Origin of the sequence: Pandoraea bronchicola (assembly GCF_902459805.1) — a bacterium.
Classification (GTDB): Bacteria; Pseudomonadota; Gammaproteobacteria; order Burkholderiales; family Burkholderiaceae; genus Pandoraea; species Pandoraea bronchicola.
Map to the genome: position 1 here is coordinate 53,427 of NZ_CABPST010000001.1, position 12,909 is coordinate 66,335.

A 12,909-nucleotide genomic window follows, 5' to 3' on the forward strand; every position below is an offset into this window, starting at 1 on the left:
TCAGCGGCCTCCTTGAGTGCGGGATGCCGAGGTAGGTGCGCCATCGCGCACGCCCTTCTGGCGTTCGAGCTTCTCGATACGCTTCTCCAGCCGCGCGAGGTCGTCGCGCAACGTGCCGATGTCGGCGCGCATCGCGTCCAGGCGCGGGCGCGCCACGAGCAGCGGATTCTCTTCTACGAGGTAATCGGCAAGCGACCGAGCCAGCGTGTCGCCCGTGCGCCGGGCGCTGGCCACGACGGCCTTGCCGGTCTGCGTCACCCGATGGGCGGCGGCGTCGCCGATCACCTTGCTCAAGTCTTCGGCCACCTCCCAGCGCAGGTGCTGGGCAAGATACGACACCGTGTTGGCAAACTCGGCATCGCCTTCGATCTTGACGTGACGCATGACGGCGGCCTGCCCCCCGCCGGCGAAATCGGCAAGCGCCGCCGGTGGCACCGAGATGCTGACGTCACAAGGCAGATCGGCTTCGGCGGCGGCGAGATAGCCGTCGTCGCCCACGCGCAGGCGCAGGTCGATCGCCGACATCGCGAGCCGGGCAGACGCACCGATATGATGGCGCAAACGTTCGCGTGCCCACGGTTCACGGGCAAGCAAATGGTTCACGGTGGCGGCAAAGGCTTTGGCGGCTACGGTCATGGGCTTGGCGGCCGGCCGGCGCTGAACACCGGTCGCACCGAAAGACGCCGCCCGGCAATGAATTACGGACGGCAAAAACAAAAGAGCCCGCGCTTCGAACGCGGGCTCTCATTGTAAGGCAGGTTACGCCAAAAACGTCGCTAGGCTTAGAGCTGCTGAATGCCGGCGAGCACCCATCCGCCGCTGCCAGCCACAGGCTTGGTCAGGTTCCACACCTCGTTGAACGGCTCGGCCGGTGCGCCTTCGGCTTCGCGGATCAGGCCCGAGAAGCGAACGCTTGCCATGTACTCGGTGGCCGACTGCTCGATGCCGAGCAGTTCAGCGTCGAGTTGCACGACGTCCGTACGGTTGGTCGACTTGCCGCGCTCTTCGAGGTCCATCTTGATTTCCGCGAACATCTGCGGCGTGGTGAACTCGTTGATATCGGCCTGATCGCCCTTGTCCCATGCGGCTTGCAGACGGTTGAAGTACACCTTGGCGCTGCGCAGGAAACCCTCAGCGTCGAACCCGGCCGGCACGCCGAACGGGGCGGCAGGCGCGGCGGCTGCGGCACCGGCAGCGGCTGCCGGCACGGCCGACAGCGGCGGCTGAGCCGACGGCGCCGGTTGCGACGACGGCGGCTGCTGGCTGTCCCACGACTGACGCAGGGCGTTGTTCGACGCGTCGTTGCCCGCGCCTGCATAGGCCGGCGTCTGCGACTGCGACTTATTGCCGCGGAAACGGCGGATGAGCCACATGACAGCGAAAGCAATCAGCGCAATGATGATGACGTTAGCCATCATGCTGGCAAACGCACCGCCCATACCGAAGTGCGACAGCAGCGCCGCGATACCGAGGCCTGCGGCCAGACCGGCGATCGGGCCGAGCCAGCGATTGGCCGGCTTGGCGGCCGCGGCTGCCCCTGCGGCCCCCGCCCCTGCCGCCGCCGGAGCGGCTTGCTGCGGTGCGGCGCCCGGCGCGGCTTGCGTCGGTTGTTGCGGCGTTTGCTGACGTTGCGTCACGGTGTTGGACTGCTTGCCGATGCTCCGGCCGCCGCCAACGCGCTTGGCATCGGCGTCCGCGATCGTCATGCCGACCGCCAATACGCCGGCCACTACGCCCAACAACAGCTTGTTTTTCAGGAACTGGAACATCGTTCTGGTCTCTCCGTGGAGTTATAGGTTGCTGTCTACAGACAGGCGTCAACCCGAATGGTTCAGCGTATTTTTTTACGTACTGAAACCAGGCAAGGCGACGACCGATTCTGCCACAGCAGAATTAGCTTGTACTTAGAGAAACGCCCCGGCGCGGCATTTTTCCGCAACCCGGGGCGCTGGGCCGAATCAGGTAAGTGAGCGCTTAGTTTCCCAACGCGTCAGAACTTGCGTCCGATATGCAACGCGACCACACCGGCGGTCAGGTTGTGGTATTCCACGCGCTCCAGACCGACCTCTTCCATCATCGTCTTGAGCGTTTCCTGGTCCGGGTGCATGCGGATCGACTCAGCCAGATAGCGGTAGCTCTCGGCGTCGCCTGCAATGCGCGAGCCCAGCCACGGCAGCACCTTGAACGAATAGGCGTCATACGCCTTTTCCAGCGGTTGCCAGACTTTCGAGAACTCCAGCACCATCACCTTGCCGCCCGGCTTGATGACACGGCGCATTTCCGCGAGGGCGGCGTCTTTGTGGGTCATGTTGCGCAGGCCGAACGCCACGGTGACCACATCGAAATAGTTCGACGGGAATGGCAGTTTCTCGGCGTCGCACAGCAGGGCCGGGGTGACGATGCCCGCGTCGAGCAGGCGATCGCGGCCCACGCGCAGCATCGATTCGTTGATGTCGGTGAGCCAGACTTCGCCAGTCGGGCCGGCGGCGCGGGCGAATGCCTTCGAGAGGTCGCCGGTGCCGCCGGCGATGTCGAGCACCTTGAAGCCGGGGCGCACGGCGGCGCGTCCGATCGTGAAAGCCTTCCAGATCCGGTGCAGGCCGCCCGACATCAGGTCATTCATGATGTCGTACTTGCTCGCGACCGAATGGAACACCTCGGCAACCTTGCCGGCCTTTTCCTTCTCGTCGACGGTTTCATAACCGAAGTGGGTTTGTTGGCCCATTGCAATCTCCCAAATCATGTAAGCGGGCGCACACTCGGGCGGGTGCCCCGCCGGGGCCTCAATGGTGGTGGCAGCCGCCGGCAGCCGGCGACGGCATCGGCGTGTCGCGATCGACACCCGCCGCTGCGAGCTTGTCCAGGTATTCCTGCCACAGTGCGTCCTGACGCACGCACAGCTCGTAGAGGTAATCCCACGAATAGATGCCGGTGTCGTGACCGTCCGAAAAGACCGGGCGCACCGCGTAGTTGCCGATCGGCTCGAGGCCGTTCAGCGTGACGTCACGCTTGCCGGTTTGCAGCGTCTCCTGCCCCGGACCGTGACCGCGCACTTCCGCAGACGGCGAGAGCACGCGCAGCAATTCGAACGGCAGGCGGTAGTGCTTGCCGTCTTCGTAACCAAGTTCCAGCACCTTTGATGCGCGATGCAGCGTCAGGGAAACGGGAATCGGCGTGTCTTTCTCCAGCCCAGCCATTGTCTTGCTCCAGAAGAATCGGTCGTTGTGCCGACATGCGGCACATCGGCCGGCAGTATAGCCGCTCAGGCCCTAATGGTCATGCCGGCCACGCCGGAACACGGTCCAATTCTGCCACGATCGCCTCGCGCAGCGCGGGCATCCGGGCGGCGCGCCCGGCGAGCACCGTCTGCGGCAATTCGCGTTGCGGCGCGCTCCAGACCGAGCCGGGAAAATGAACGTCGTCCCGATACCGGGGAATCACGTGCCAATGCACGTGCGGCACCATATTGCCCAGACTGGCCACGTTGACCTTGTCGGGCGACATGACCGTGCGCTGGGCCGTCTCGACGCCAAACACCACACGCATCACGTGTTCGCGGGCGGCTTCCGGCAGATCGCTCATTTCCGCGACATGGGCATGCCAGATGACCCGCGCGAAGCCCGGATAACCGTTTTCGTTCGCGAGCACTACGCGCAGCACCGGATCGCGCCACACCACTTCACCACCATTTCCGGTGCAAAACGGACATTCCATGATCGTTCTCCCTTAGTTTGTCTGCCGTGCACCGACGCCGGCACCTTCACCGGCACCTTCACTGGCACCCTCACCGGCACCATCACCAGACGCGGCTCGCATCAGTGCTTCCTGCTCTTTTTGCGCTTGCCGGTGGCCGGGTCTACCGGTCCGAGCGCGAGTTCGGCGAAGTCGATCTCGCTGAGCAACTCGCGCAACGTCTCGTCGTTGATGCGATGCGTGATGCGCAGGCGCGACAGCTCCACCCGCTCGGCCTGCAGCGCCGCCGCCCGCAAGCGTCGCTCGACTTCGACCTCGCGCACCGCCCGCTCGCGCATCTCGTCCGTGGCGCTCGACGCATTGAGCGTGCGGCGATAGCGTCCCATCACCCGGGCGGCCGCTTCGGCACACACGGCGGTGTCGAGTTCATCGCCCGACTTCGCAATCACTTTCTGCAACGACTCGACGGCGCGAATTGCCGCCTCCGACGCCGCCAGCCGCGCCTCGCCCATCTCGCGATTGCGTGCGTCCTCGGCTGGCCAACGCACGCCGCGCAGCAGGACCGGCAAGCCGAGGCTGCCACCGATGAGCGACAGCAGGATCACACCGGCGGCCAGAAAGATCAGCAGATCGCGCCCCGGGAAAGGCGCTCCGCCCGGCAATGCCAGCGGCACCGACAGCGCACCGGCCAGCGTGACCGCGCCGCGCACGCCCGAGAGGGCCGTCACGCCGGTAAAGCGAATGCCGGGCTTCATCGTGATTTCACCGCGGCGCATGCCGAGGAAATACATCACCCGCCACGCGACCCACACCCAGCAGAAGCGCAGCACGATGAGCGCTGCCGAGATCGCGCCGACGTAGGACATCAGTTCGCCGAGGTTCACGAGCGTCCCCCACAGATGCTCGTTCGGGCGCAGTGCGGCGCGCACGATATCCGGCAATTGCAGGCCCAGCAGCACGAACACCGCGCCGTTGAATACGAATTCGAGCATCGACCACACACCGTTGCCGAGAATGCGCGTCGCGGTGCGGGAGTTGAGCAGATCGGTCGAGCTGACCGTCATGCCGGCGGCCACGGCCGCGAGAATGCCCGAAAAGCCGAAGTGTTCGGCCAGCAGATAGGCCGCGAACGGCAGAAGCAGCAGGAGCAGCACGACAGTCGCGGGCTCCTCCGTGCTCGCGTCCATCACCCGGCGATGAAATTGCGTGAAGAGCCACGTCACGGCCCAGCCAGCGAGCAAGCCGCCCAACGCGATGACGAAAAAGGAGAAAGTCGCGCTACCGATGGAGAACAGTCCCGTGGTGGCGGCGACGAGCGCGAACTTGAAGACGACGAGACCCGATGCATCGTTCATCATCGCCTCGCCCTCGAGCACGTGCATGAGCCGCGTGGGCATGCGCATGCGTCCCGTGAGTGCGGAGACGGCCACGGCATCGGTCGGTGAGAGCACGGCGCCGAGCGCGAACGCCACGGCAAGCGGAATCGACGGAATCATCCAGTGGATGAAATACCCCACACCGAGCACCGTGAAGATCACGAGGCCGAGCGCCATGGCGACAATCGGCACGCGCAGATGCCAGAACTCGCGTTTGGGCATGCGCCAGCCGTCGGCGAAGAGCAGTGGCGGGATGAACAGCAGGAAGAAAATCTCGGGGTCGAGATCGATGTGCAGCCCCGCGCCCGGATAGGCGAGCGCGGCGCCCACGGCGATCTGCACGAGCGGTACCGGCAGAAATCTGACGAGGCTGACCAGCACGCCGGTCAGCGCCACCACAAACAGCAGGATGAGTGCTGTGTAGACTACCTCCATGCCACCTCCGTGGTCCGTCGGTCAGGCATCGGCCGCGTCCCTGAGAGGTGCATCAGACCAGCACGCGTTCGATGCCGCCGTTGTTCGCATCCTTGACATAGTCCACCAGCCACTCGTCGCCCAGCACATGCTTGGCGATCTCGACGACGATGTAGTCGGCCGTGACGTTAGCGTCTTCGTTGTAGCGCGACAGACCTTGCAGGCACGACGGGCAGCTCGTCAGGATCTTGACGTCGTCGACCTTGCCGTCCGCACGCAACTTCGCAGCGCCCTTGCGCATCTCTTCTTCCTTGCGGAAGCGGATCTGCGTCGAAATGTCGGGGCGCGTGACTGCCAGCGTACCCGATTCGCCACAGCAGCGATCATTCTTCTCGATCTTGTAGCCGTCGTTCTCGCTGCCCATCAACTGGTTCACGAGCTTGACCGGGTCCATCGTCTTGATCGGCGTGTGGCATGGGTCGTGATACATGTAACGCGTACCGTTCACGCCTTCGAGCTTCACATCCTTCTCGAGCAGATATTCGTGGATGTCGACGATACGGCAGCCCGGGAAGATCTTCTCGAATTCATAGCCTGCGAGCTGGTCGTAGCAAGTGCCGCACGACACGACCACGGTCTTGATGTCGAGATAGTTCAGCGTGTTCGCCATGCGGTGGAACAACACGCGGTTGTCCGTCACGATCTTCTCGGCCTTCTCGCCCTGCCCCGAGCCGCGCTGCGGATAACCGCAGCACAGATAACCCGGCGGCAGCACGGTCTGCACGCCCACATGCCAGAGCATCGCCTGCGTGGCCAGTCCGACTTGCGAGAACAGGCGCTCCGAGCCGCAGCCCGGGAAGTAGAACACCGCTTCCGAATCCACCGTGGTGGCCTTCGGGTTACGAATGATCGGCACGACCTTGTTGTCTTCGATGTCGAGCAGTGCGCGCGCCGTCTTCTTCGGCAGGTTGCCCGGCATCTTCTTGTTGACGAAGTGGATCACCTCTTCGCGCAACGGCGGCTTGCCCACAGTTGCAGGCGGGTGAGCGGTCTGCTTCTTCGCGATCTTCTTGAAGATGTCCGCGCCGAAACGCTGCGCCTTGTAGCCCCAGTCGATCATCACCTTGCGCGTGATGTTGATCGTCTCCGGGTTGGTGGCGTTCAGGAAGAACATGCCTGCCGCGGCGCCCGGGTTGAACTTCTTCTTGCCCATCTTGCGCAACAGGTTGCGCATGTTCATCGTCACGTCGCCGAAGTCGATCTTCACCGGGCATGGCGTCACGCACTTGTGGCAGACCGTGCAGTGATCGGCCACGTCGTTGAACTCGTCCCAATGCTTGATCGACACACCGCGGCGCGTCTGCTCTTCATACAGGAACGCCTCGATGAGCAGCGACGTGGCAAGAATCTTGTTGCGCGGGCTGTACAACAGGTTCGCGCGCGGCACGTGCGTGGCGCACACCGGCTTGCACTTGCCGCAGCGCAGGCAGTCCTTCACGCTGTCGGCAATCGCACCGATGTCCGATTGCTGCATGATGAGCGATTCGTAGCCCATCAGCCCGAAGCTGGGCGTATAGGCGTTGCGCAGGTCGGCGGGCAGTTCGGGCATGTCGAGCAGCTTGCCCTTGTTGAAGCGTCCTTCCGGGTCCACGCGTTGCTTGTACGCGCGGAATTCCCCGATCTCCGCTTCCGTCAGGAACTCCAGCTTGGTGATGCCGATGCCGTGTTCGCCCGAGATCACGCCATCGAGCGAGCGCGCAATCTTCATGATGCGAGCCACGGCCTTGTGCGCATCCTGGAGCATCTCGTAGTTATCCGAGTTCACCGGGATATTCGTGTGCACGTTGCCATCGCCGGCGTGCATGTGCAGCGCGACGAACACGCGGCCATGCAGCACGCGCTTATGAATCGCTTGCGCTTCGTCGAGGATCGGCTTGAACTCGCCGCCCGTGAAAATCTGGCGCAGCTCGGCACGGATCTCCTGCTTCCACGACACACGGACCGTACGGTCCTGCAGCAGGTCGATCAGGCGCGTCTGCGGCTGCTTGTTCAGCCGATCGTTCAGCGCCACGTTCATGTCGCGGATGCCGTGACGATTGAGCAGCGGAATGGCTTCGGCCAGCGGCAGTTCGAAGTGATCGCGCAGGAACACCCAACGCGCGCGCACGTCGCGCAACAGCGTGAGCGCCGTCTGCACGCGGTCTTCGAGCAATTCGGCCGACGGAATCTCATTCGCGTCGTCGGTCTTGCCCAGCGGCAGATTGCCGGCTTCGAAAAACGCTTCGAGCGCGTCGACCAGTTGCAGCTTGTTCTTGAGCGACAGCTCGATGTTGATGCGTTCGATGTGATCCGTGTACTCGCCCATGCGCGGCAGCGGAATCACCACGTCTTCGTTAATCTTGAAGGCGTTGGTGTGGCGCGCGATGGCGGCGGTGCGCGAACGGTCGAGCCAGAACTTCTTGCGCGCCTCGGCCGACACGGCGACAAAGCCTTCGCCGCTCTTGCCGTTGGCCATGCGAATGACTTCCGACGTCGCTTGTGCGACCGCGTTGTTGTCGTCGCCAACGATATCGCCGATCAGCACCATCTTCGGGAACGCGTTGCGCTTCGACTTCGTGGCATAGCCCACGGCGCGCAGATAGCGTTCGTCCAGATGCTCGAGGCCGGCCAGAATGGCGCCGCCCGCGGCCGTCTGCGCGAACATGTAGTCCTTGATCTCGACGATGCTCGGAATCGCTTCCTTCGCCTGGCCGAAGAATTCCAGACAGACCGTCCGCGTGTGCGCAGGCATCTTGTGCAGAATCCAGCGTGCGCTCGTGATCAGCCCGTCGCAGCCTTCCTTCTGAATGCCGGGCAGGCCGGCGAGGAACTTGTCCGTAACGTCCTTGCCGAGGCCTTCCTTACGGAAGCGTTTGCCCTCGATCTCCAGCATCTCCGTCTTGAGCAGCACGGCGCCCGGCGCCTGATTGCCGTCGAACCACTTCAGCTCGAAGCGAGCGACAGGAATGTCGTGAATCTTGCCGAGATTGTGATCGTGGCGGGTAACTTCGAGCCAGTTGCCTTGCGGGTCGACCATGCGCCACCACGCGAGGTTATCGAGCGCGGTGCCCCACAGCACGGCCTTCTTGCCGCCGGCGTTCATTGCCACGTTGCCGCCGATGCACGACGCGTCGATCGACGTCGGGTCGACCGCAAACACCAGGCCGGCACGTTCGGCAGCTTCGGCGACACGGCGCGTCACAACGCCTGCGCCCGAGAAAATCGTCGGCACGGGGTGATCGACACCCGGCAGTTGCGAGTACTCGACTTCGTCGAGTTGCTCGAGCTTTTCCGTATTGATCACGGCCGAGAACGGCGTGAGCGGAATGGCGCCGCCCGTATAGCCGGTACCGCCCCCGCGCGGGATGACTGTCAGACCCAGTTCGAAACAGCCCTTCACCAGCGCTGCCATTTCGGCTTCGCTATCCGGCGTGAGCACGACGAACGGGTATTCCACGCGCCAGTCGGTGGCGTCCGTCACATGCGAGACGCGCGACAGACCGTCGAACTTGATGTTGTCGTGGGCGGTCGTGCGGCCGAGCACCTTCTTCGCGCGGCGGCGCAGTTCGGCCATCTTGTCGAACTCGGCGGCGAAGTCTGCCACGGCACGGCGAGCGGCCACTTCCAGTTGCTCGACGCGGGCAGCGCGTTCGCGGCCGGTCGCATCGGCGTGCTCGGCCACATCGGCGCGACGGCGCTTGTCGATCTCGTTCAGACGGTGATCGAGTGCGCCGATCAGCAGTTTGCGCCGTTTCGGATTGTCGAGCAGGTCGTCTTGCAGATAGGGATTGCGGCGAACCACCCAAATGTCGCCGAGCACTTCATACAGCATGCGGGCCGAGCGGCCGGTGCGGCGCTCTGCGCGAAGTTCATCGAGGATGGCCCAGGCGTCGGCGCCCAGCAGGCGCATGACGATTTCGCGATCCGAAAACGACGTGTAGTTATAGGGAATCTCGCGCAGTCGCGGGGGTTGCGCGGCTACGGCATGCTTGGCGTCGTGCGGCTCGAAGGCAGGCAAGGGTGCGTTCATCTTGTCGGGCTCGTCAGTGCGGCGGTGCATCCGCCGTCGGCGTTCGTCTCGCGGGACGCGCCGAAAGTCAAAATCGGGTATGCGCTAGAGATGCCGGTGGCAGACGCGACGGATGCGCGCGCGCCGGCAACAAACGATCTGCGGTCAGCGAGATCGACGACTGCCGTGCGAAGACGTCGATGACGAATCGTGTCCTGTCATCGAGCAGATGCACAGAGGGGTGAGGCAGTTGGTGCGCATGCCCAGATCTTTCTTCCGGCTTGGAAAGTGTTGGTAGGGGAATGTAGGCCGAATTGTACTTCATTGCACCGCAACACGTTGGCGCCGCACCGAATTCCCCCGTCGCGGCGCGCGATTCCCCTACTCGCCGATCGCCGGCGGGTTCATCGAAGCGTTGATGTCATCTTTACGACCTGCCGCCACACGAATCGCCCCCGCCAAACCCTCGCCCTGCGTATAGCGCTATATCCCTTTATATACAGCGACTTGCGACACATTCCCGGGCTGAAATTTCTAACGAATGGGAGTATGTTTGGCCGATCCCCCGCTTCATCCACCCGTCAAGAGGTGCCTCTATGGTTTCGTTTCAACTGAACGGCCGCCCTGTGCAGGTCGACGTCGACCCTGCCACGCCCCTGCTCTGGACCCTGCGCGACGCGCTCAACATGACCGGCACCAAGTTTGGTTGCGGCATGGCGTTATGCGGCGCATGTACCGTGCATCTCGACGGCGCGCCCATACGGAGCTGCATCACGCCGGTCTCTGCGGTCGCGGGCAAAAAAGTCACCACCATTGAAAACGTTGGCGCTGACCCCGTAGGGCGGGCCGTGCAGGACGCGTGGGTCAAGCACGACGTGCCCCAGTGCGGTTACTGCCAGAGCGGCCAGATCATGTCTGCCGCTGCCTTGTTGCGCGAGAACAAGCAGCCCAACGACGAGCAGATCGACGCGGCCATGGCGGGCAATATTTGCCGCTGCGGCACCTACGCCCGCATTCGGGCGGCGATCAAGGACGCTGCGGCGTCGTTGGCCTGAGGCGAGGAGACACCCCATGCGTGAACTTCGTTTTTCCCAGCGTCCCGGCGTTGCCGTGGGCGACTTCGCCGGCCTGACGCGCCGCGCGTTTCTCAAAACGTCAGCGATTGCCGCTGGCGGCCTGATGCTCGAGATGTCGCTGCCCGGTGCAATGCGCACTGCCGGCGCCCAGGGGGCGGCGGCCACGCCGATCGTGCCATCGGCGTTCGTCCACATTGCCCCGGACGACACAGTCACCATCCAGGTCAACCGGCTCGATTTCGGACAAGGTGTGCAGACGGCGCTGCCCATGCTCGTCGCGGAGGAACTCGATTGCGACTGGTCCAAGGTGCGAAGCGAGCTGGCGCCGGCAGCCGACGTCTACAAAGACCCGATGTTCGGCATCCAGATGACTGGCGGCTCTGGCTCCGTCGCTCACTCGTGGCTTCAGTACCGGCGGATTGGGGCGTCTGCTCGCGCCATGCTCATCGCTGCGGCGGCACAGCAATGGAAAGTGCCCGCGGCACAGTTGCGCACCGAAAACGGCGTGGTGCTGGGTCCGAACGGCCAGCGTGCCACGTACGGCAGCCTCGCTGCTCGTGCGCAGGCGCTGCCGGTGCCGGCTGACGTCGCCCTCAAGGATCCGTCGGCATTTCGCTTGCTCGGCAAGCCGACGGGCCGGCTCGATGCGCGAGCCAAGTCGACGGGTGTGCCGATGTATGGCATGGACTTCAAGCTGCCGAATCTGAAAGTGGCCGTTGTGGCGCGTCCCCCTGTCTTTGGTGCGAAGGTCAAGCGCTTCGACGCCAAAGCGGCGCGCGCGGTCAAAGGGGTGCGCGACGTGCTGGAGATCCCCGACGACCGGGGCGGCACCGCCGTGGCCGTGATTGCCGACGGTTACTGGCAGGCCAAGACTGGCCGCGACGCCCTCAATGCCACATGGGACACCAGCGGCGTCGAGCACGTCGACACGACGGCGCAATTGGCCAAGTTCAAGGAGTTGGCGAAGACGCCCGGCACGGTCGCCATCGACGGGGACATTTCCAGACTCAAGGGGGCGCCCAAAACGCTCGTGGCCGAGTACAGCTTCCCGTATCTGGCGCATGCTCCGATGGAGCCGCTGAACTGCACCGTGCAGTTCTCCGACAAGGGGGCAGAAGTGTGGACGGGCACGCAGTTCCAGACCGTCGACCAGGCGGCCATGGCGCGCACCCTTGATCTGAAGCCGGAGCAGGTCAAGTTGCACACGCTGATGGCGGGTGGCGGTTTCGGCCGTCGCGCGGTGCCCACGTCGGACTATGGTGTCGAGGCGGCGCAGGTGGCGAAAGCGTGGCGGCGAGCGGGGCATCGTGAGCCGGTCAAAGTGATCTGGAGCCGGGAGGACGACATTCACGGCGGCTACTACCGTCCGATGTATGTGCATCGTGCCGAGATCGGCCTCGACGCCAAGGGCAACGTATTGGCGTGGAATCACACCATCGTGGGCCAATCGATTTTGCAGGGCACGCCGTTTGAAAAGATGATGGTCAAAAACGGCATCGACGGCACCAGTGTGGAAGGCGTATCGGGAACGCCATACGCCGTGCCGTTGCGTCTGACGTTACACAGCCCGCAGGTCAACGTTCCGGTGTTGTGGTGGCGGTCGGTTGGCAACACGCACACGGCGTTCGTCATGGAGACGCTGGTTGACGAGTTGGCGAAGCAAGCCGGGCAGGATCCGGTGGCGTATCGGTATGCGTTGATGGGTGACAAGCATCCGCGTCACCGGGAGGCGTTGTCCTTGGCGGTGGAGCGTTCTGGTTATGGAAAGACCAAGTTGCCTGAGGGGCAGGCGTGGGGCGTAGCGGTGCATGAGTCTTTCGATTCTGTGGTGGCGTACGTCGTGGTGGCGGAGATTCGCAATGGGTCGCCGCGACTGGTGAGTGCGACGGCGGGCGTGCATTGCAATTTCGCGGTCAATCCGTTGACGGTGGCGGCGCAGGTTGAGGGTGCGGCGTTGATGGGATTGGGCACGACGTTACCGGGCGCGGCCATCACGTTAAAGGATGGCGTGGTTGAGCAGAGCAACTTCCATCAGTACACGGTGGCGCGGTTGACGGACATGCCGTCGATCAGCGTGCATGTGGTCAGTTCCGGGGATGCACCGACGGGCATGGGAGAGCCGGGATTGCCGCCACTGGCTCCGGCGTATGCGAATGCGGTCTTTGCGTTGACGGGCAAGCGGCAGCGCACGTTGCCGTTCGAAGTGACGCAGGCGTAAACCCGAAGCGCAAAAGAAAGAAAAGAGAAAGATAAAAAGGGAGGGGGGGCCTGAGAAAGCAAGTGGAGAAGCGGGATCGGGCCC

At 63.9% G+C, this 12,909-nt stretch carries 9 protein-coding genes; 2 read left to right on the top strand and 7 right to left on the bottom strand.

Annotated features, from left to right (window positions below; genetic code table 11):
* The 7 genes from PBR20603_RS00260 to PBR20603_RS00290 all read right to left on the bottom strand — a co-directional run bounded on the left by PBR20603_RS00260 (position 1) and on the right by PBR20603_RS00290 (position 9,552).
* A complete protein-coding gene (locus tag PBR20603_RS00260; RefSeq protein ID WP_174977727.1) occupies positions 1–636 on the bottom strand; it encodes a ubiquinone biosynthesis accessory factor UbiJ in 636 nt (211 codons plus the stop codon).
* A gap of 146 nt (positions 637–782) precedes the next feature.
* Positions 783–1,769, bottom strand: a complete 987-nt coding sequence (locus tag PBR20603_RS00265; RefSeq protein ID WP_150557572.1) for a Tim44 domain-containing protein — start codon at positions 1,767–1,769, stop codon at positions 783–785.
* A gap of 221 nt (positions 1,770–1,990) precedes the next feature.
* Positions 1,991–2,725: a bifunctional demethylmenaquinone methyltransferase/2-methoxy-6-polyprenyl-1,4-benzoquinol methylase UbiE gene (gene ubiE, locus PBR20603_RS00270; RefSeq protein WP_039369785.1), complete on the bottom strand. Its 735-nt coding sequence runs from the start codon at positions 2,723–2,725 to the stop codon at positions 1,991–1,993.
* 58 nt (positions 2,726–2,783) lie between these two features.
* Entirely contained in the window at positions 2,784–3,197 is a 414-nt protein-coding gene (locus PBR20603_RS00275; RefSeq protein WP_039369784.1) for a gamma-butyrobetaine hydroxylase family protein, read from the bottom strand.
* Between the two features lie 79 nt (positions 3,198–3,276).
* On the bottom strand, positions 3,277–3,714 hold the full coding sequence (locus PBR20603_RS00280) for an HIT family protein (RefSeq protein ID WP_150557573.1): 438 nt from the start codon (positions 3,712–3,714) through the stop codon (positions 3,277–3,279).
* 101 nt (positions 3,715–3,815) lie between these two features.
* Entirely contained in the window at positions 3,816–5,504 is a 1,689-nt protein-coding gene (locus PBR20603_RS00285) for a Na+/H+ antiporter (RefSeq protein ID WP_150557574.1), read from the bottom strand.
* 52 nt (positions 5,505–5,556) lie between these two features.
* On the bottom strand, positions 5,557–9,552 hold the full coding sequence (locus tag PBR20603_RS00290; RefSeq protein WP_150557575.1) for a DUF3683 domain-containing protein: 3,996 nt from the start codon (positions 9,550–9,552) through the stop codon (positions 5,557–5,559).
* A gap of 575 nt (positions 9,553–10,127) precedes the next feature.
* On the opposite strand from PBR20603_RS00290, the gene PBR20603_RS00295 reads away from it, so the two are divergent.
* Positions 10,128–10,586: a (2Fe-2S)-binding protein gene (locus PBR20603_RS00295; RefSeq protein WP_150557576.1), complete on the top strand. Its 459-nt coding sequence runs from the start codon at positions 10,128–10,130 to the stop codon at positions 10,584–10,586.
* Between the two features lie 16 nt (positions 10,587–10,602).
* A complete protein-coding gene (locus tag PBR20603_RS00300; RefSeq protein ID WP_246174302.1) occupies positions 10,603–12,825 on the top strand; it encodes a xanthine dehydrogenase family protein molybdopterin-binding subunit in 2,223 nt (740 codons plus the stop codon).
* Positions 12,826–12,909: the final 84 nt, after the last annotated feature.

Bases quoted from the DNA above. Each gene is read 5' to 3' on its own strand.
- PBR20603_RS00260 (WP_174977727.1), bottom strand. From the start codon at position 636: ATGACCGTAGCCGCCAAAGCCTTTGCCGCCACCGTGAACCATTTGCTT.
- PBR20603_RS00265 (WP_150557572.1), bottom strand. From the start codon at position 1,769: ATGTTCCAGTTCCTGAAAAACAAGCTGTTGTTGGGCGTAGTGGCCGGC.
- ubiE (WP_039369785.1), bottom strand. From the start codon at position 2,725: ATGGGCCAACAAACCCACTTCGGTTATGAAACCGTCGACGAGAAGGAA.
- PBR20603_RS00275 (WP_039369784.1), bottom strand. From the start codon at position 3,197: ATGGCTGGGCTGGAGAAAGACACGCCGATTCCCGTTTCCCTGACGCTG.
- PBR20603_RS00280 (WP_150557573.1), bottom strand. From the start codon at position 3,714: ATGGAATGTCCGTTTTGCACCGGAAATGGTGGTGAAGTGGTGTGGCGC.
- PBR20603_RS00285 (WP_150557574.1), bottom strand. From the start codon at position 5,504: ATGGAGGTAGTCTACACAGCACTCATCCTGCTGTTTGTGGTGGCGCTG.
- PBR20603_RS00290 (WP_150557575.1), bottom strand. From the start codon at position 9,552: ATGAACGCACCCTTGCCTGCCTTCGAGCCGCACGACGCCAAGCATGCC.
- PBR20603_RS00295 (WP_150557576.1), top strand. From the start codon at position 10,128: ATGGTTTCGTTTCAACTGAACGGCCGCCCTGTGCAGGTCGACGTCGAC.
- PBR20603_RS00300 (WP_246174302.1), top strand. From the start codon at position 10,603: ATGCGTGAACTTCGTTTTTCCCAGCGTCCCGGCGTTGCCGTGGGCGAC.